Origin of the sequence: Acidipropionibacterium virtanenii (genome assembly GCF_003325455.1) — a bacterium.
Classification (GTDB): Bacteria; Actinomycetota; Actinomycetes; order Propionibacteriales; family Propionibacteriaceae; genus Acidipropionibacterium; species Acidipropionibacterium virtanenii.
In genome coordinates, this window is record NZ_CP025198.1 from 1,641,458 (window position 1) to 1,659,297 (window position 17,840).

General features: G+C 69.7%; 14 protein-coding genes and 1 tRNA gene. 10 read left to right on the plus strand and 5 right to left on the minus strand.

The features are described from left to right. Positions 1–114: 114 nt before the first annotated feature. The 3 genes from JS278_RS07560 to JS278_RS07570 all read right to left on the minus strand — a co-directional run bounded on the left by JS278_RS07560 (position 115) and on the right by JS278_RS07570 (position 2,725). The gene (locus JS278_RS07560) at positions 115–1,446 is read right to left on the minus strand and encodes a hypothetical protein (RefSeq protein WP_114044643.1); all 1,332 of its coding nucleotides are present in this window, start codon (positions 1,444–1,446) and stop codon (positions 115–117) included. A 53-nt stretch (positions 1,447–1,499) separates the two neighbouring features. Continuing rightward, positions 1,500–2,567: an LOG family protein gene (locus JS278_RS07565; RefSeq protein WP_114046189.1), complete on the minus strand. Its 1,068-nt coding sequence runs from the start codon at positions 2,565–2,567 to the stop codon at positions 1,500–1,502. 86 nt (positions 2,568–2,653) lie between these two features. After that, positions 2,654–2,725 (minus strand) — tRNA-Arg (locus JS278_RS07570). A 149-nt stretch (positions 2,726–2,874) separates the two neighbouring features. Here JS278_RS07570 and lysA point away from each other — a divergent pair. The 10 genes from lysA (at position 2,875) to JS278_RS07620 (ending at position 14,502) form a co-directional block, all read left to right on the plus strand. Beyond that, on the plus strand, positions 2,875–4,296 hold the full coding sequence (gene lysA, locus JS278_RS07575) for a diaminopimelate decarboxylase (protein ID WP_114044644.1): 1,422 nt from the start codon (positions 2,875–2,877) through the stop codon (positions 4,294–4,296). A gap of 59 nt (positions 4,297–4,355) precedes the next feature. Then, positions 4,356–5,702, plus strand: coding sequence for a homoserine dehydrogenase (locus tag JS278_RS07580; RefSeq protein WP_114046190.1), 1,347 nt, complete (start codon positions 4,356–4,358; stop codon positions 5,700–5,702). Position 5,703: 1 nt separating this feature from the next. Next, positions 5,704–6,612: a homoserine kinase gene (thrB, locus tag JS278_RS07585; protein WP_114044645.1), complete on the plus strand. Its 909-nt coding sequence runs from the start codon at positions 5,704–5,706 to the stop codon at positions 6,610–6,612. Between the two features lie 252 nt (positions 6,613–6,864). Further along, the gene (gene rho / locus JS278_RS07590) at positions 6,865–8,712 is read left to right on the plus strand and encodes a transcription termination factor Rho (RefSeq protein WP_114044646.1); all 1,848 of its coding nucleotides are present in this window, start codon (positions 6,865–6,867) and stop codon (positions 8,710–8,712) included. A gap of 145 nt (positions 8,713–8,857) precedes the next feature. Beyond that, entirely contained in the window at positions 8,858–9,076 is a 219-nt protein-coding gene (gene rpmE / locus JS278_RS07595) for a 50S ribosomal protein L31 (RefSeq protein WP_114046191.1), read from the plus strand. 177 nt (positions 9,077–9,253) lie between these two features. Continuing rightward, a complete protein-coding gene (gene prfA / locus JS278_RS07600) occupies positions 9,254–10,306 on the plus strand; it encodes a peptide chain release factor 1 (protein ID WP_245935295.1) in 1,053 nt (350 codons plus the stop codon). Next, on the plus strand, positions 10,303–11,178 hold the full coding sequence (prmC, locus tag JS278_RS07605; RefSeq protein WP_245935241.1) for a peptide chain release factor N(5)-glutamine methyltransferase: 876 nt from the start codon (positions 10,303–10,305) through the stop codon (positions 11,176–11,178). The genes prfA and prmC overlap by 4 nt, the downstream gene beginning before the upstream one ends. Positions 11,179–11,275: 97 nt before the next feature. After that, complete coding sequence (locus tag JS278_RS07610; protein ID WP_114044648.1) at positions 11,276–12,052, plus strand: L-threonylcarbamoyladenylate synthase; 777 nt, start codon at positions 11,276–11,278, stop codon at positions 12,050–12,052. A gap of 4 nt (positions 12,053–12,056) precedes the next feature. Beyond that, the gene (locus JS278_RS07615; RefSeq protein WP_114044649.1) at positions 12,057–13,175 is read left to right on the plus strand and encodes an MraY family glycosyltransferase; all 1,119 of its coding nucleotides are present in this window, start codon (positions 12,057–12,059) and stop codon (positions 13,173–13,175) included. A gap of 91 nt (positions 13,176–13,266) precedes the next feature. Then, positions 13,267–14,502, plus strand: coding sequence for a rhamnosyltransferase WsaF family glycosyltransferase (locus tag JS278_RS07620; RefSeq protein WP_114044650.1), 1,236 nt, complete (start codon positions 13,267–13,269; stop codon positions 14,500–14,502). Here JS278_RS07620 and JS278_RS07625 read toward each other — a convergent pair. Beyond that, positions 14,490–15,962 carry a lipopolysaccharide biosynthesis protein gene (locus tag JS278_RS07625; RefSeq protein WP_181833850.1) on the minus strand — a complete coding sequence of 491 codons (1,473 nt, stop codon included), beginning with the start codon at positions 15,960–15,962 and terminating at the stop codon, positions 14,490–14,492. The genes JS278_RS07620 and JS278_RS07625 overlap by 13 nt on opposite strands. Before the next feature lie 88 nt (positions 15,963–16,050). After that, entirely contained in the window at positions 16,051–17,622 is a 1,572-nt protein-coding gene (locus JS278_RS07630) for a DUF4082 domain-containing protein (protein WP_114044652.1), read from the minus strand. Positions 17,623–17,840 lie beyond the last annotated feature (218 nt).

Below are 17,840 nucleotides of genomic sequence, written 5' to 3' on the forward strand. Positions count from 1 at the left end.
GCCTTCTTCCGTATTCATCTGCATTCATCCGCTCGCACACCGGGCGCGAACGACCCGGCCGAGCGTCATTGCCCGTGGTCCCGGGGGTACTGGGGCCGCTCCTAGCCCATGATGCTATAGGGATCGGGCGGCGTCCCCGATTTTCTCTGGAAGCGTGTCGACGGCGGGCCGGGGAGCCGGGCGGGAGACGGCCAGCGACCGCCCCAGGGCGATCGCCGAGACCGCGAGGGTGAGGACGGCCATCAGATTGCGGGCCATCAGCAGGCCGACCGCCCAGCCCTGGGGAGGGGTGCCGATGATGTGGCCGTAGCTCAGCGGATAGACGCACTGGGTGAGGGCCCCGGTGAGGAACAGGCACCCTGCGGCGGCCGCCCCGGTCCGGCGGATCCACAGCTGAGCGGCGTCGGGCCGGTCGGGTTCCCCGGAGAATCCGTCGACCAGGACCGACATGGTGGCGCCCCACCAGACGAAGTACTGGGGGGAGAGGGTCTTGTTGGCGATGATGAGGGCGCCGACGATCACGGTGGATCCCAGCGCGGCGGTGCGATGGCTCAACCCGTCGCGCTGCCAGGCGGTCACTCCCAGGATGACGGCCACGCCGACGGCCACGGCCATCAGCAGACTCGACAGCGCGGTCCATATCCCGACCCCGGAGCCGCTGATCTCATAGGCGTTGAACCGGCTCATCGCCACCGGGTGATCGCCGCCTCCCTCCAGCAGCCGCTGCAGCATCGGGACCGAGGCCGGCACCGACTCGATCTGGAGGCCCCGGTCGGACTGCCAGGTCAGTGGGGAGATGAGCCGGGGCCAGGAGGTGGTCACCAGCGACAGCAGGGCCAGCGTTCCGCCGGTGATCACGAAGGATATGAGCCTGCGCATCGCTGAGCGAGTCTGTCCGAGCATCGGGAGGATGAGCAGTGCGGGCCACAGCTTGATCGAGGCCCCGACCGCGATCGCGGCTCCGCATGCGGCGGGGTGGCGCCGGTACCACAGCGAGGCCATCCCCATGCAGACCGCCGGCACCATGTCGAAGCGGAACCACATGATGGGTCCCAGGGCGAAGACGAAGAGGATCCACCAGACCGTTCCGAACCGGTGCCCGGCCCTCCACAGGGCCAGGGTCATGAGGGCGTCCAGGGCCATCATGGTCACCGCGAAGAGCGGCAGGAAGTAGGAGCCGTCACCGCCGGAGGCCCACACCAGCAGCTTCATGCCCCAGATCACCGGGACCGGGTACTCCTGGAGGATCTGGGAGACCGGCAGCCGGGCCGAGGTCAGCCACCACCTGTAGTAGTTGACGTCGCCGACGATGTACCTGCTGTTGGGCAGGGTGAAGATCCGCAGCATCAGCATCCGGGTGATCACCCACAGTGCGACGACCCCGGAGGCCGCCAGGAAGTCGGCGCGGGCATGGCGGGAGGGTGTGATCACCTGGGGGTCTGGCACGGGTGACAACCATACCGGGGGCCCGCAACGGCCTTCCCGGCGCGCGGGCCGCCTCAGGGTCGGCGCAGCTGCTGCGGACCGCTCGCCGGCGGGGCGCTGTCCAGGGCGTTGAGAGCCCGGATCAGCCGGTACAGGGAGCCGACCTGGAACGGGTCGTAACGGCAGACGAGACGCGGGAGATCGAGGCGGTCGTCGTCATCGATCTCGCGACGCAGCGGCCCGCGGGAGCGGAACCCGCCGGAAGCCAGGAGATCACCGAATCGGGCATCGAGGTCGGCGATCTCGGCATCGGTGGGTTCGGCCCTCAACCGGAGCACCAGGCGGTCTCCCACCCACCGCAGGGAGTCGTAGTTCCGCCAGAAGCCGGTGATCTCGTCGGCAGCGACCCTCACCGAATCAGTGAGAAGTACGCGGTCGAAGTCCTCGGGGGAGATCACGCCGGCCGCCAGCAGCTGCTCGTCGGCGAAGGTGCGCAGCCCCTCCCACAGTCTGCCGCCGGGCTCGTCCAGAAGCACGATGGGCGTCGGCTCGGACTTGCCCGTCTGCTGAAGGGTCAGCAGCTCGAAGAGTTCATCCAGAGTCCCGAACCCCCCCGGCACGTAGACGAATCCGTGGGACTCCTTGACGAGCATGAGTTTTCGCGTGAAGAAGTACTTCATCGCGACATTGCGGCCCAACTCGATGGAGGAGTTCGGCTTCTCCTCGAAGGGCAGGCGGATGGAGACTCCCAGTGAGCTGTCCGGGCCCGCGCCCTCGGCGGCGGCCTGCATGATGCCGGGGCCTGCTCCCGTGACGACCATCCAGCCGCGCTCCGCCAGAGCACCGGAGATCTTCCTGGCCTGCTCGTAGGCGGCGCTGCCCGGCCGGGCGCGAGCGGAACCGAAGATGGTGACCTTCGGTGTCCGTGCGAAGGGGGCGAAGAGGCTGAAGGCCGCCCTCATCTCGGTGAGGGCGGAGCTGGCGATCTTGAGATCGAGGCGGCTGGCGCGATCTGCGCCCAGCCCGATCCCGGTCGCGAGGATCCGCTTCACAAGTCCCTTGTTCTCGGTGATTCCCGCCTCTGCGAGGATCGCGGCGATCTCCTCGGAGATCCCGGGCGCCACCACCTCTGAATCGGTCATGGTCCAAGCCTCGCACACGGCCACGGCCATCACGAAGGGCCGGATCCAGATCTCCTGGAACCGGCCCTGACAAGGCGTTCAATCTGCGCCCCCGGCGCGATTCGAACGCGCGCTCCCGCCTCCGGAGGGCGGTGCTCTATCCCCTGAGCTACGGGGGCCGGGCCCGACCGACGGTCGAACCAGTCATTGACTGTAGCGCATCGGCCCACGCACTGCCATTCGGGCCCCGGCCGGCATGAAACGGCTCGTCCCGCCTCGCCAGACGGACAGCTGCGGCCTGTCCCGCGAGGTCTGGCAGGCTTGGGCCATGACCCATATGCATGTGGCGGGATCTGTTCATGCCGATGTCGCCTCCGCCGGCCCCCAGTGGCTGGCCGTTCCCACCGACGTCAATGAACTCGACCGCAGGCTGTGGAGTTCCACGGTGCGGCGGGAGACGACGGGTTCCCTGGAGGTGGGCGGGGTCGACGTGGTGGATCTGGCCGGGCGGCTCGGCACGCCGCTCTACATCCTCGACGAGGCCGATTTCCGGGCCCGGGCGCGCGCCTTCCGCGACGCCTTCGCCGGTTGGGACGTGTACTACGCCGGCAAGGCCTTCATCACCCGCACGGTGGCCGGATGGGTCCATCAGGAGGGGCTCCATCTGGACGTGTGCACCGAGGGGGAGCTGCGCACGGCCCTGGAGGGCGGGTTCGACCCGGCCAGGATCGGGATGCACGGCAACAACAAGTCGGTGCGCGAACTGGAGATGGCGCTGCGGGCAGGGGTGGGCCGGATCATCGTCGACTCCCTCGACGAGATCGATCGGATCGAGGAGCTGTGCCGCGAGCAGGGCACCCGGGCCAGGGTGATGGTGCGCGTCACCCCGGGGGTGGAGGCCCATACCCACGAGTACATCGCCACCGCTCACGAGGACCAGAAGTTCGGCTTCTCGATCGCCAACGGCGCCGCGATGGTCGCCATGGTGCGCTGCCATGCCAGCCCGGTCATCGACCTGCTCGGCATCCACTCCCACATCGGCTCCCAGATCTTCGACACCGGCGGCTTCGAGGTGGCGGCGAGACGCACCATGAAGCTGCTCAGCCAGTTCCGCCAGGCCACCGGGACGGTACTGCCCGAACTCGACCTGGGCGGTGGATTCGGGATCGCCTACACCTCCCAGGACTCGCCCTCGGCTCCCGAGGCGCTGGCCGCGGAACTCCGAGAGATCGTCGAGACGGAGGCACGGGCCCATCGGATGCCCGTTCCGCACACCTCGATCGAGCCCGGCCGGGCCATCGTCGGGCCCGCCGGAATGGCCGTCTATACCGTCGGGACCGTCAAGCCGGTCGATCTTGACGGCGGGGCCCAGCGGGTCTACGTCTCGGTGGACGGCGGCATGAGCGACAACATCCGGCCGGCCCTGTACGCGGCCGAGTACTCGGCGACTCTGGCCAACAGGGTCTCGGATCAGGCGCCGGCGCTGTGCCGGGTGGTCGGCAAGCACTGCGAGGGCGGGGACATCCTGGTCCGCGACGAGTACCTGCCCGCCGATGTGCGCCCCGGCGACCTGCTGGCGGTCCCCGCCTCCGGTGCCTACTCCCGGTCGATGGCCAGCAACTACAACCACGTGCCGCGGCCACCGGTGGTCGCGGTGGATGGGGCAGAATGGACCACGCTGCTGCGTCGGGAGACCCTGGACGATCTTCTCGCCCTGGATCTCGGGCCGGTCGTCGGTGATCTGCCGTGACGGCGACGAGGGAACCCGGCAGCAGACCCGACGACATGGACGACCGCGAGGAGCGCACGATGGATGAGGCCCAGGCCCTGCTCACCCCCGGGACCCGGGGTACCACGACGACCCCGCTGCGGGTCGCACTGCTGGGGTGCGGAGTGGTCGGGTCCCAGGTGGCGCGGATGATCCTCGCCCGCGCCGATGACGTGGCCGCCAGGGTCGGCCGACCGGTCGAGCTGGCCGGGATCGCCGTGGCCCACCCCGACCGTCCCCGGGCGCGCCTGCCACAGGACCTCTTCACCTCCGACGCCGAGGACCTGGTGGCTCGCGACGACGTTGACATCGTGGTGGAGGTGATCGGTGGCATCGAGCCCGCGTTCCCCCTGATCATGAGTGCCATCGAGCACGGCTCCTCGGTGGTCACCGCCAACAAGGCGCTGCTGGCCGCTCACGGTCATGAGATCTACGCCGCTGCCGATGCGCACGGCGTCGACGTCTACTACGAGGCGGCGGTCGCCGGCGCCATTCCGATCGTGCGGCCGCTGCGGGAGTCCCTGGTGGGTGACGAGATCCGGCGAGTGATGGGGATCGTCAACGGAACCACGAACTACATCCTGGACAAGATGACCGCCGAGGGGGTCGATTTCGAGGCGGCCCTGGCCGAGGCCCAGCGGCTGGGTTACGCCGAGTCCGATCCGACCGCCGATGTCGAGGGCTATGACGCGGCCGCCAAGGCCGCGATCCTGGCCTCGCTGGCATTCCACACCCGGATCCGCGGCAGCCAGGTGCACCGCGAGGGGATCACCGGCATCACCCCCGAGGACATCGAGGCCGCCCGCGGCATGGGGTGCGTCATCAAACTGCTGGCCATCTGCGAGATGGGGCCCGAGGGGGTCTCCGCCAGGGTGCATCCCGCCCTGGTCCCGGAGGACCACCCGCTCGGCGGCATCCGAGGGGCCAACAACGCCATCTTCGTGGAGGCCCGGGAGGCCGGCCATCTCATGTTCATGGGCCCGGGCGCCGGCGGCTCTCCGACCGCCTCCGCCGTGATGGGAGACCTGGTCACCGTGGCCCGCAACCGGGCCCGCGGGGTGGCCGGGCCGTCCCAGGCGATCTTCGGCGACGTTCCGGTGGCCGACATGGGCTCGGTGCACACGCGCTTCCAGCTGAGCATCCAGGTCCGCGACGAGCCGGGCATCCTGCAGCAGGTGGCCGCCGTCTTCGCCCAGCACGGCGTCTCCCTCCAGACCGTCCAGCAGTCCGCCCTGGAGGGCGCCGGCAAGGAGGACGGCTGGTCGGCCACGCTGCGGATGGTGGTCCACGAGACCCGCGAGTCCGACTTCGAGCTCTGCCTGGCGGAGCTGAGCCGGTCCCCGATCGTCAACGGCGATCCCCGGTTCATCCGGGTGGAGGGCATGTGAGATGAGCGCCGGTAACAGGACGGTCACTGTCCGGGTGCCCGCCACATCGGCGAACCTGGGCCCCGGATACGACTGCATGGGGCTCTCCCTGGACCTGTGGGACGAGGTCTCGGTGACCACCCGGGAGGCTCCCGGTGTGACCATCTCCGTCACCGGCGAGGGTCACGACACCGTTCCTCACGACGAGTCCCACCTGGTGGTGACGACACTGCGCCAGGGACTGGTGGATCTGGGCCACGACCGTCCCGACATCGGGCTGGATCTGGCCGCCCGCAATCGCATACCGCACAGCCGGGGGCTGGGCTCCTCGGCGGCGGCCATCGCCTCCGGACTGTTCCTGGCCTGGGGACTCGCCCGCCCGGGCGAGCCTCCGGACCGCGACCTGCTGCTGGCGATGGCCACCGGGATCGAGGGGCATCCCGACAATGCCGCCCCGGCGATCCTGGGCGGGGCCCAGGTGGCCTGGCTGGAGGACGGCCAGGTGCGTCATATCCGCCTCGACGTGCTGCCCCAGGTGACCTTCAGGGCCTACGTCCCCGACCGTCACGTGCCCACCGCGCTGGCCCGTCACGTGCTGCCCGCCGATGTGCCGCGTGCCGACGCCGTCCATCAGGTGCTGGCCTCGACCCTGCTGGTGACGGCGCTGACATCGGCTCCCGAGCATCTTCTGGCGGCCACCAGGGACTGGATCCACCAGCCCTACCGCAGGCCCCTGATGCCCGAGTCCGCCGATCTCATGGACAGGCTCCGGGAGGCCGGCGTGCCGGCCGTCATCTCGGGCGCCGGCCCCACGGTGCTGGCGATGGGAACCGCCGAGATGCTCGACGCCGCCCGCCGCGTCGGCGATGCGGGGTTCATGGTCGACGACCTGGCTCTGGGGGCCGCCACCCGGCTCCTGGACGTCGGCTGAACCGGCTCCCGGAATTCTTCGACCTGTTTTGTCGCTCTGCCGCGCTCTGCTATAGTCACCTCAGCGCATGTTCAACGCGCATCCTCCCCATATGCCGCCCGGCGCAGTTTGCTCATGGCATATTCGGGGCTCTTCCGGCGGTACCGCCTCCCAGATGGATCTCCGAGCGAGATTCCGCGGAGCGGCGACCTGCCAGCAATATTCCCGCCTCCGGGCCGCCGTGCCCGAGATGAGGCAGTCGAAGGGATTTACGTGACCAGTTCCACCCAGAACGGCGGATCCACCGGGGATCTGTCGAGCAAGCTTCTGCCCGAGCTGAGGTCCATCGGGACCCAGATGGGCATCAAGGGTGCAAGGACGATGCGAAAGGCCGATCTCGTCGCGGCCATCAGGGCCGGCGGTTTCGTCCAGGCCTCCGCCCGCACCGCCGAGCGCGGAGAGTCGCGCCCCAGGCGGCGGGCTCACCAGACCGGCGGTGCTCCCGCCTCGCAGGAGGCTCCGGCGTCCGCCGAGGCACCGAGGACCCGGCGTCAGGAGGAGCTGCCCGCCGAGGCGCGCCAGGACCGCGCCGAGCCCGCCAAGGCGAGCGATGAGCAGCCCGGTGACCAGGACCACGAGTCCGCGCGTCGCCAGGATCCGAACCGCAACCGGCGCCGTCGCAACCAGCCCCGCCACAACGGCGACGATGGCGGTGCAGAAAGGCCCTCGGGGCAGGTCAATGACGAGGTGGGGGCCCGTCTGGAGGCGCTGTCGCATCAGGCCGGCCATCAGGGCGGGGGCGAGAACCGTCGCACCGATGCCCGTACCGACACTCGTCAGGAGGATCTGCCGGAGTCGGGATCCGATGACGACTACGGCAACGGCCGGCGGTCCCGTCGGCGTCGTCAGCGCGACCGTCAGAACCGCCGCAACAAGCGCGGTTCAGAGCGGGTCTCCGGCAATGAGTCCGACCCGAATGTGCGCGAGGACGACGTTCTGGTGCCCTGCTCGGGGATTCTTGACATCCGCGACCAGTACGCTTTCGTGCGTACCAGCGGCTACCTTCCAGGCCCCAATGACGCCTATGTCTCGATGAACATGGTGCGCAAGCACGGGCTGCGCAGGGGGGACGTCGTCACCGGGGCGCTGCGTGCCAAGCGGGAGGGGGAGCGGCGGGAGAAGTTCGCCCCGCTGGTGCGCCTGGACACCGTCAACGGCGCCGATCCCGAGCAGATGCGCACCCGGGCCGAGTTCTCCAGACTCACCCCGCTGTATCCGCAGGAGAGGCTGCGCCTGGAGACCGACGCGAAGAACATGACCGGGCGGATCATCGATCTGGTCAGCCCGATCGGCAAGGGCCAGCGCGGCCTCATCGTCTCGCCGCCCAAGGCGGGCAAGACGATGATCATGCAGTCCATCGCCAACTCGATCACCCAGAACAATCCGGAGGTCCACCTCATGGTGGTCCTGGTCGACGAGCGGCCCGAGGAGGTCACCGACTTCCAACGGACCGTCTCCGGGGAGGTCATCGCCTCCACCTTCGACCGTCCCGCCGACGATCACACCCAGCTCTCCGAACTGGCCATCGAACGGGCCAAGAGACTCGTCGAACTCGGCCATGACGTCGTGATCCTGCTGGACGGGATCACCCGGCTGGGTCGCGCCTACAACCTTGCGGCACCGGCCTCGGGCCGGATCCTGTCGGGCGGCGTCGACTCCGCGGCCCTCTACCCGCCGAAGAAGTTCTTCGGGGCCGCCCGCAACATCGAGAACGGCGGATCCCTGACCATCCTGGCCACCGCCCTGGTGGAGACCGGTTCGAAGATGGACGAGGTGATCTTCGAGGAGTTCAAGGGCACCGGCAACTCCGAGCTGCGGCTGCGACGCGAGTTCGCCAACAAGCGGCTCTTCCCGGCCATCGACGTCGACGCCTCCGGCACCCGCCGCGAGGAGCTGCTGCTCTCGCGCGAGGAGACCGCGATCATGTGGAAACTGCGCCGGGTGCTCTCGGGTCTCGACGGATCCCAGGCTCTCGAGATGATGCTGTCGAAGCTGCGCAAGACCCAGACCAACACGGAGTTCCTCTTCACCATCTCGAAGACCACGCCGTCGGCCGACTGACCTGACGGCCCCTACCAGCCGGGCAGGGTCTCCCCGTTCAGGACCGGTTTGATCCTGAGTCGATTGTGGGGAAGAATTGCTCGACGCTGCCGGTTCACGCCGTCCTGGCGACCCGGCATCGAAACAGATCAAGGAGAACACCTTCATGAAGCAGGGCATCCACCCCGAGTACCACGTGACCACCGTCACGTGCACCTGTGGCAGCACCTTCACCACCCGCAGCACCGCCCCCTCCGGGACGCTGAGTGCCGATGTGTGCGCCAAGTGCCACCCCTTCTACACCGGCAAGCAGAAGATCCTCGACACCGGCGGCCGGGTCGCCCGCTTCGAGCGCCGCTACGGCAAGGCGGCCGGCAAGAACTGACACCGCCGCCCCCGGGCGCCGCGAAGCGCGACGCCGGGGATCCACAGCAGCAGGCACGACGCCGGGCATTCGGCCCGGCGTCGTGCCATGTCATCAAGGAGATCTTCAGTGGCGTCGTCGCAACCAGAGGAGCACAGCGCCGGAACGGCCACCGAGCAGGATCCGGCGGTGGCCTCGATGAGGCTGCGCCGCGACGAGATCGACCGCGAGCTGTCCACCGTCGAGGTGCTGAGCGATCCCGCCGCCATGAGAAGGCTGTCGAGGGAGCGCGCCCGGCTCGGTCACGTCCTGGCAGCAGCCGACCGGGCGGAGGCGCTGGCCGATGACGAGGCCGCCGCCGCGGAACTGGCCGCCGAGGACGAGGCCTTCGCCGCCGAGTACCGCGCCCTGGCCGGCGAGCTGGACCGGGCCAGGGCCGAACTCACCGAGCTCCTCGCCCCCTCCGACCCTCTCGATGAGGAGGATGCGATGGTGGAGATCCACTCCGGGGAGGGCGGTGATGAGTCGGCCCTCTTCGCGGCCGACCTGCTTCGGATGTACGAACGGTACGCCGAGTCCGTCGGCTGGCGGATCGAGGAGCTGGACTCCCAGCCCACCGATCTGGGCGGCTTCCGGTCGGTGACCGTCGCGGTGCGCGGCAGTGCCGAGCGGCCCGCCTACGGGACCCTGAAATTCGAGGCGGGCGTGCATCGCGTCCAGCGGATTCCGGTGACCGAGTCCCAGGGCCGGGTCCACACCTCCGCAGTAGGTGTTCTGGTGATGCCCGATGTGGACGCCGAGCAGGTGGATCTGGATCCCGCCGACGTGCGCGTCGACGTCTTCCGCTCCTCAGGGCCGGGCGGCCAGGGAGTGAACACCACCGACTCCGCGGTCCGCCTCACCCACCTGCCCACCGGCATCGTGGTGAGTTGCCAGAACGAGCGCTCGCAGCTCCAGAACAAGGAGCAGGCGATGCGCATGCTGCGCGCCAACCTGGCCGCACTGGCGGCCGAGGAGGCCGCCGACGAGGCGACGAGGATGAGGCGCGAGCAGGTCCGGTCGGTCGACCGGTCGGCCCGGATCCGGACCTACAACTATCCGGAGAACCGCCTCACGGATCATCGCATCGGATACAAGAGCCACCGTCTGGACGCGATCCTCGACGGCGACCTCGACGAGCTGGAGACGGCCCTGCACTCCGACGAGGTGGCGCGCAGGATGGCCGCCGCCCGGAGCGAGGAGGATCGGTGAACGCCGACTCCTCGGGTCGACCTGCCGGGCTGGGCGGCCTGCTCGACCTCGGATCGCGCCGTCTGGCGGGCACCGGCTCGGCCAGCCCCGCCGCCGACGCCCGGGTGCTGCTGTGCCACGCCCTGGACATCGAACCCTCCCGGCTGATCCTCGCACCACCTCCCGGCGTCGACCAGGTCGGGCGGTTCCGCGAACTCATCGCCGCGCGTGCCGCCGGGACCCCTGTGCAGTACCTCACCGGCGAGGCCTGGTTCCGTTCCGAACGCATCGAGGTGGGGCCGGGCGTCTTCATCCCGCGGCCCGAGACAGAACTGCTGGTCGGCGAGGCGGTCGCCGAGGCCGCCGCCCTGGTGAGGGCCGGTGAGACGCCGACGATCATCGACCTGTGCACCGGTTCGGGGGCGATGGCCGCCTCGTTGGCGGGCGAGGTCGCGGGAGCCAGGGTGCATGCCGTGGAACTCGATCCCGGTGCCCTCGCGTGGGCCCGGCGCAATCTCACTCCCCGCGGCGTCACCCTCCACGAGGGAGACGCCCTCCGGGTGCCTGAAGGTATGGAGGGTCTGGCCGACATCGTCGTGACCAACCCCCCCTACCTTCCGCTGGCGGGCCGGGAGCAGATCAGCCGGCAGGTGATCGACACCGAGCCGGAGCCTGCCCTGTTCTCGGGGCTTGACGGGCTGGACCTGCTGCGCGACCTGGTGCCGCGTGCGGCCGCGCTGCTCCGCCACGGCGGCCTCCTCGGTTTCGAGCACGACCCGGCCCAGGAGGACTCCGCCCCCGCGCTGCTGGCCGATGACGGGCGCTGGGAGCAGATCGAGGACCATCGGGACCTGGCCGGACGCTCCCGCTACGTCACGGCGCGCAGGACCTGAACCACGGTCCTCGACTGTGTATCTGAGCTGTGGACCTGAACCGGGGCGGGGCGCCGGCCGTGGTGGTGGAAGGAGCAGGGGTGGAAGGATGAGAGGCATGGAAGAGACGACAATCACCGAGGAGTCCGATCCGGGCGAGCGTCCCGGGGCACCGGAGGTCCTCGACGTCACCGACCCGCAGACCAGGGCGGATTCCCTGAGCCGCGCCGCAGCGGCCCTCAAGGAGGGGGAGTGCGTCGTGCTCCCCACCGACACGGTCTACGGGATAGCGGCGGACGCCCTCGACCCGCTGGCGGTCCAGAGGTTGCTGATGGCCAAGGAGCGCGGCCGCGACATGCCCCCTCCGGTGCTCATCGGCGATGCCGCCGTGCTGCCGGCTCTGTGCGACCGGGTGCCCGGGGCGGCCCGGGACCTGGCGGAGGCCTTCTGGCCGGGCGGGCTGACTCTCATCTTCCGTGCCCAGGAGGATCTCACGATGGATCTGGGGGAGACCAACGGCACGATCGCGGTGCGGGTCCCGGACCAGGACGCGGCACGCGACCTTCTGAGGATCACCGGCCCGCTGGCGGTCAGCAGCGCGAACAAGTCGGGCCACCCGGCCGCGCTGAAGGTCGGCGAGGCCCTGAGCCAGCTCGGCACCTCCGTGGCGGTCTATCTCGACGGCGGGCCGTCGAGGATCGGGGAGTCGTCGACCATCATCGACTTCGCCTCCGAGGAGGCCGGCAGGGTGCTGCGCCAGGGGGCGCTGTCGATCGAGGACATCCACCGGGTGGCCCCCGACGTCCTACCGCTCGCCCCCGAGCCGGCTCAGGAGCAGGAGGAGCCGACGGAGGAGCCGGCCGCCGAGGATCCCGAGAACGGGGAGGCCGGCTGAGCCGATGCGCGAGTACCTCCTCGTCATGCTCGTCTCGGGCCTGACCACATATCTGCTGGCCGGTCTGTGCCGTCAGCTGGCGCTGCGGTTCGGCGCGGTGGCCCCGGTGCGGGCGCGGGACGTTCACACGGTCCCGGTGCCCTACTTCGGAGGCGTGGCGATGCTCGGCGGAGTGGTCCTGGCGTGCCTGCTCGCCCGTAACCTTCCCTTCCTGGGCCGGCACCTGCTGGTGGCCGACGACGCCCTGACGATCTGCCTGGCGGGGGCCGTGATCTGCGGTGTCGGCGTCATCGACGATCTGCTGGATCTGCCGGCGCTGGCCAAGGCCGCCGGCCAGGTCCTGGCGGCGGGCATCGTGGTCACCGGGGGTGTGAGGCTGTTCTGGATCCCCCTGCCCAACTCGATATTCGCGCTCGGGACCCCCACCTCGATCCTCGTGACGGTCCTCATCATCGTGCTGTGCGCCAATGCGGTGAATTTCGTCGACGGGCTCGACGGGCTGGCCGCCGGAGTGGTGGCGATCGGTTCCCTGGCCTTCTTCTCCTACACCTACCTGCTCGCCCACGAGCAGGATTTCGTGGTGGCCACCACCGCCTCCCTCATCACCGCGGTCACCGCCGGCGCCTGCATGGGATTCCTGCCGCACAACTGGCACCCCGCCCGCATGTTCATGGGAGACTCCGGGGCGTTGCTGCTGGGCCTGCTGCTGGCCTCGTCGACCATCTCGCTGACCGGCCAGGTGGACTCCTCGGCACTGAGCGCCCGGGACGGCGGGCTGGTTCCGAGCTACCTGCCGATCGTGCTGCCGCTGGTGATCCTCCTCATCCCGGTGCTGGATCTGGTGATGGGATACATCCGACGCACCTGGCACGGCACGTGGTTCTTCGTCGCCGATCGCAAGCATCTGCATCACCGCCTGCTGCAGCACGGTCACTCGCACGTCCGGGCGGTCCTGCTGATGTATCTGTGGACGACGGTGCTGTCCTTCGGCCCCGTCGTGATGGGCCTGGCGCGGACGTGGTGGTCGGTGGTGCTCACCGCGGTGGCCGTGCTGGTGGCGATCCTTCTCACAGTCGCGAACAACCACCCGTCCAGGTCCGGACCCGATCGGCGAACGGCCTGATCGCCTCACGGCCGTCCTGATCATCGGGAAGAATGGACGTCGTCCACCCGGGTTCTCCAGATGCCCGGGACGTCCAGCGACGGAGCCAGACATGAGCGTCATCCGCGATCTCGGTGCAGCCGGTGAGAAAGTGCTCGGAGCGGCCGGGCGGGCCGTGCGGGTGCTGCGCGGAGAGGGCCCGGCCGGGCTGGCCCGGCGCGGCGTCCGCGCCGTCTACCGGTCTGTGGGGGCGGCGAGCCTGGATCTCCCGCTGCGCGACGCCGACATCGCCGACTCCACCGTCCTGGACCTGTCGCTGCCCGCCGACCGGCCGTTCCGGGGCCGTCCCGTCGAGGTGGGCTGGGTACTCACGCCGCCGGCCGCCGGATCGGGCGGCCACACCACGCTGCTGCGGATGGTCGAGGCGACCGAGCGCGCCGGGCATCGTTGCACCCTCTTCCTCCATGACCGCTACGGCGGTGACATCGCGCGGCAGGAGGCCGTGATCCGGCAGTGGTGGCCCGACGTCCGGGCCCGGGTGCGCGGCGTCGAGGACGGCATCCGCGGGGTCGACGCCTGCGTGGCCTCGTCGTGGGAGTGCGCCCACGTCCTGGCGACGCGGGGCACCGGGCCGATGCGCAGGCTGTACTTCATCCAGGACTTCGAGCCCTACTTCTATCCCAGGGGATCGCTCTACGCACTGGCCGAGGACACCTACCGGTTCGGCTTCCGGTGCATCGCCCTGGGCGAGATGGTGGCGCGGGCGCTGCGTCGCGAGATCGGCATCGATCCTGACGTCACCGAGTTCGGGTGCGACACCGCGGTCTACCGGCTTCTCGAGGAGCGGCCCCGTGCCGGCGTCGTCCTCTACGCCAGACCCGATGTGCCGCGCCGCGGCTACTGGCTGGCCACGATGGCGCTGGAGAGATTCCACCTGAGCCATCCAGAGGCCGACATCCATGTGTACGGGGACAAGGTGGGCGATCTGCCCTTCCCCACGATCCAGCACGGGCGGATGACCCCCCCACAGCTCAACGAGCTCTACAACTCGTGCCGGGCGGGCCTGGCGATGTCCTTCACGAATATCTCGCTGGTGACCGAGGAGATGCTGGCTGCCGGGGTTCGCGTGGTCGCCAATGACCACGCCGACGCGCGGGCCGATCTGGTCAATGAGCACGTCGCCTGGGCCGCACCCTCCCCGGTGGCGCTCGCCGAGGCCCTCGGAAGGGCCTACGACAGGCCGACCGTGGATCAGGCCGCCATCGCCTCCTCGGTGAGGCAGGTGGGCTGGACGCGGGCCCAGGCCGACGTCGTGCGCATCCTCGAGGAGGAGGTCTACGGCGCCTGAGACGGCCCGGGGCCGCGGATCTGAGCCGTCCTGGCCAGCAGCCACCTGCCCATTCCCACCAGGTAGACGGCCACCGCGCCGACTCCGCCCACCAGCAGGGCGAGGAGCGGCCGGGTGATGAGGTGCGATGCCGTCAGAGCGACCAGGCAGGCCGGGACGGTGGCCAGTGTCGGGCGCAGGCAGGCTCGCAGCAGCGCCACCAGGCTCACCCCGGTGGAGCGGATGATGGCCAGGTAACCGGGCAGGATGCACACGGCCGAGGCCCCCACGTGTACCCATGCGGCTCCCACGATCCCGTGGCGGCTCGTCATGACGATCATCCCGGCGGTGAGCACGACGATGGTGAGGATCTGGAGCCACAGGACCGGGCGGCTGCGCCCCAGGGCGTAGAGATAGCCCGAGAACAGGTCGAAGAGGACCCTCAGCGACCCGTACATCCCCAGCGCCGCGAGGACGGGAACCGACGGAGCCCACCTGGCTCCGTAGATGACGTGGACCAGGGGGCCTGCGAGGGCCGCCAGCGTGACGCCGGCGGGAAGGGCCATCGACCAGATCACCGCGGTGAGCATGGGGAGGGCCCGAGCGCTGTCGGCGACCCGGGAGGTGTAGGGCAGGGCGATTGAACGCACCATCTGCGACAGGGCGCTCATCGGCCAGTTGGCGATATTGAAACCCAGGACGTAGAAGCCGAGAGCGGTGGCTCCCGCCAGGCGGGCGATGACGACATTGTCGACGTTGAGCAGGATCCAGGTGAAGAGGTTCGCTCCCGCGACGGGCAGGCTGAACGCCAGGACGGCCCGCCATCGGGCCCGGTCCAGACCCAGCCTGGGACGCATCCGGGTGGCGACGAACTGGAGGGTGCTGGAGACCGCCTGGGCGGCGACCCTGCCGATGGCCAGGGAGAGCACTCCCAGCCCCGCGGCGATGAGGGCGAAGGTCACCACGGTGGAGACGATGAGGTCGACCAGGCTGATGATGAACAGCTCGCGCTGCTGGAAACGCCGCAGCATCAGGCCGTACGGCACGAGGGACACCCCGGCGAGCAGCAGGGTCAGAGACAGCACGGCGATGGCACCGGCCGCCTCATGGTCGCCGAGCAGGGTCGCGAGCCGGCCGCTCAGCGCGACGGCGGCGACGGTGAGGCTCGTCCCGCTGATGAGCCCGAAGGTGGCCACGGTGGGCGCGATCCGGTCGGGCTCCTCGGAGCGGATGATCTCGGAGGACAGGCCCAGATCCGCGACCGTCATGAGGATGCCCTGGACCGTGAGGGCGACGGCGTAGACGCCGAACTGGCCTGGGGTGAGGATGCGGGCCAGGACCACGCCGACGACCACGCTGCCCAGCCGCAGCACGACCGTGCTCACCCCGCTCCAGGCGGCTCCTCTGGCCGCCGTGGCCCCCAGGCCTGCGGAGCCGGGCTCGGAGGAATCCTCGGCGGAGGTCTGAGGAAGCAGTCCCATCATCGAGCCTCTCGTCGTCCCCCGCGTCACGGTGAGGGGAGTCTAGCCCGGGTGGTGCTGCCGGCTGCCCGGAACTCGCAGGAGCCCATCAGCCGGCGGTCACCGCCGCGCCCCTGGCAGCGGTGGCGGCGGGGGAGTAGCGGTAGTTGTCGCGCCACTCGGCCCAGCCCGGACCGCCCTGGACGGAGGAGGGTCCCCAGCCGGTGCTGAGGAAGCGGTTGTTGACGGCCCGGGCGTCACGGTAGGTGCCGCCCGAGGAGGGCTGATTGAGGAAGAGGTTGTAGCCGCCCCCCTCGATGAGGTTGCCGTCGACGAGCACCGTGTCGATGTCCTCCCCGGTGGACTGGATGAACAGGCCCGCTGTGACATTGCCGTCGGCGATGTCGAAGCGGTTGCGGGTGAACCGCGCCACGCGGTCGGGGTTCTCGTCGCGCATGAAGTCGCGCAGGGTGGCGGCCTCGTTGTGGGACTGCCCGTAGGATCGCAGACCGGTGACGTAGTTCTGCTCGGCGATCGCATCGTGCTTCATACCGGTGCCGTAGAAGCAGATGCCGCTGCCCATGCCGTGCATGTAGTTGCGCTGCAGGGTCCCGGCGCCGCGGAAGGCGCAGGCCGCGGCTATCTGCGAGGCGGGCACCCCGGAGGCATCGATCTCGGAGTCACGGATGATGATGCTCTTCTGCGAGATCACCGGGCAGGAGTCGGCGCCGCAGACGAAATTCGAGACGATGGCGGCGGTGCCGGATGCGGCGGTGGCGCCACTGCGGGGCTGGATGCAGGAGCGTTCGACGACGATGTCGCCGTTGCGCAGATCGAGACCGCCCACGATGCGCACCCCGGAGATCCGGGTACCTGCGGCGGGGGTCAGTGAACCGGTGTAGAGCGGCAGGCTGGAGCAGCTCAGGCCGAAGGGCGCCAGGCCGACATTCCTGGCATTGAGCTGCCAGCCCATCAGGCCCGTGGCCGAGCTGGCCGCCGACGAGGTCGACGAGTTCGCCGTCGGGGTGGTCGTGCCGGGGCCCGTCGTCGGGGAGGGGGTCGGCGTCGGGGTGGCCGGCGCCGCCCGGGTCGGTGAGAAGACCGTGTCAACCCAGTAGTTGCTGCCGCCGTAGGTGCTGCGGGGGAAGGCGGAGGAGCGGCTGTTGGTGTAGACGCCGGCGTTGCGCGGCATGGTCATGGTCCGGGTCGTCCGGGCTGCGGAGAAGTACCGGCGGGTCGTCGAGTAGGACCCTGAGCCCGCGAATGCCGAGACGACGTAGCCCTTGCCGGCCGACAGTCTCACCGGTGAGTCGAGTTTGACGTTGATCCAGCCGGTTGCCGAGGTCCTGGAGACCGCGACCCGGGCCAGCCGGGTTCCGGCGTCATTCCACAGCGAGACACTGCTGGGCGTGGTCCGGGGATGGGATCGCGCCTTGTAGAAGCGCAGCGTGCTCACCGTCCCGTCGGTCGACGGCGTGAACGTCATGCCGAGCTCGACGGGGATGCCCTCGTCGACATGCTCGAGATGCCCGGGGGCGGATGTGCCGAAGGTGGTGGATGCGGTGGCGTGGGCCAGGTCGGGGGCGGCCGCCAGGACTGTGCCCAGCGCGGCGGCGGCCGCGAGGACGGTGATCGCGGTCCGCGCTGTCCGGCGGCGGGGGGTGGTGGTCGTGCGTGTCATGAGCGTGGGACCTCTCCTGGTGGGGGCGGTGGTCCGTGACGTAGGAGTGGATGCTGTCCACTCAGACAGCTGAGATTAAGATAACAAAAACCTGAGAATTTTGGAAGTCTTGGGCGCTGAATTCTCAGGAACCTACTGCCATGCTCACAAAATGGCCTCGGCGCCCGGATATACTGGCGGAGCGCCGTGGGCCGCCCGTGGATCTCGCACACCGATGA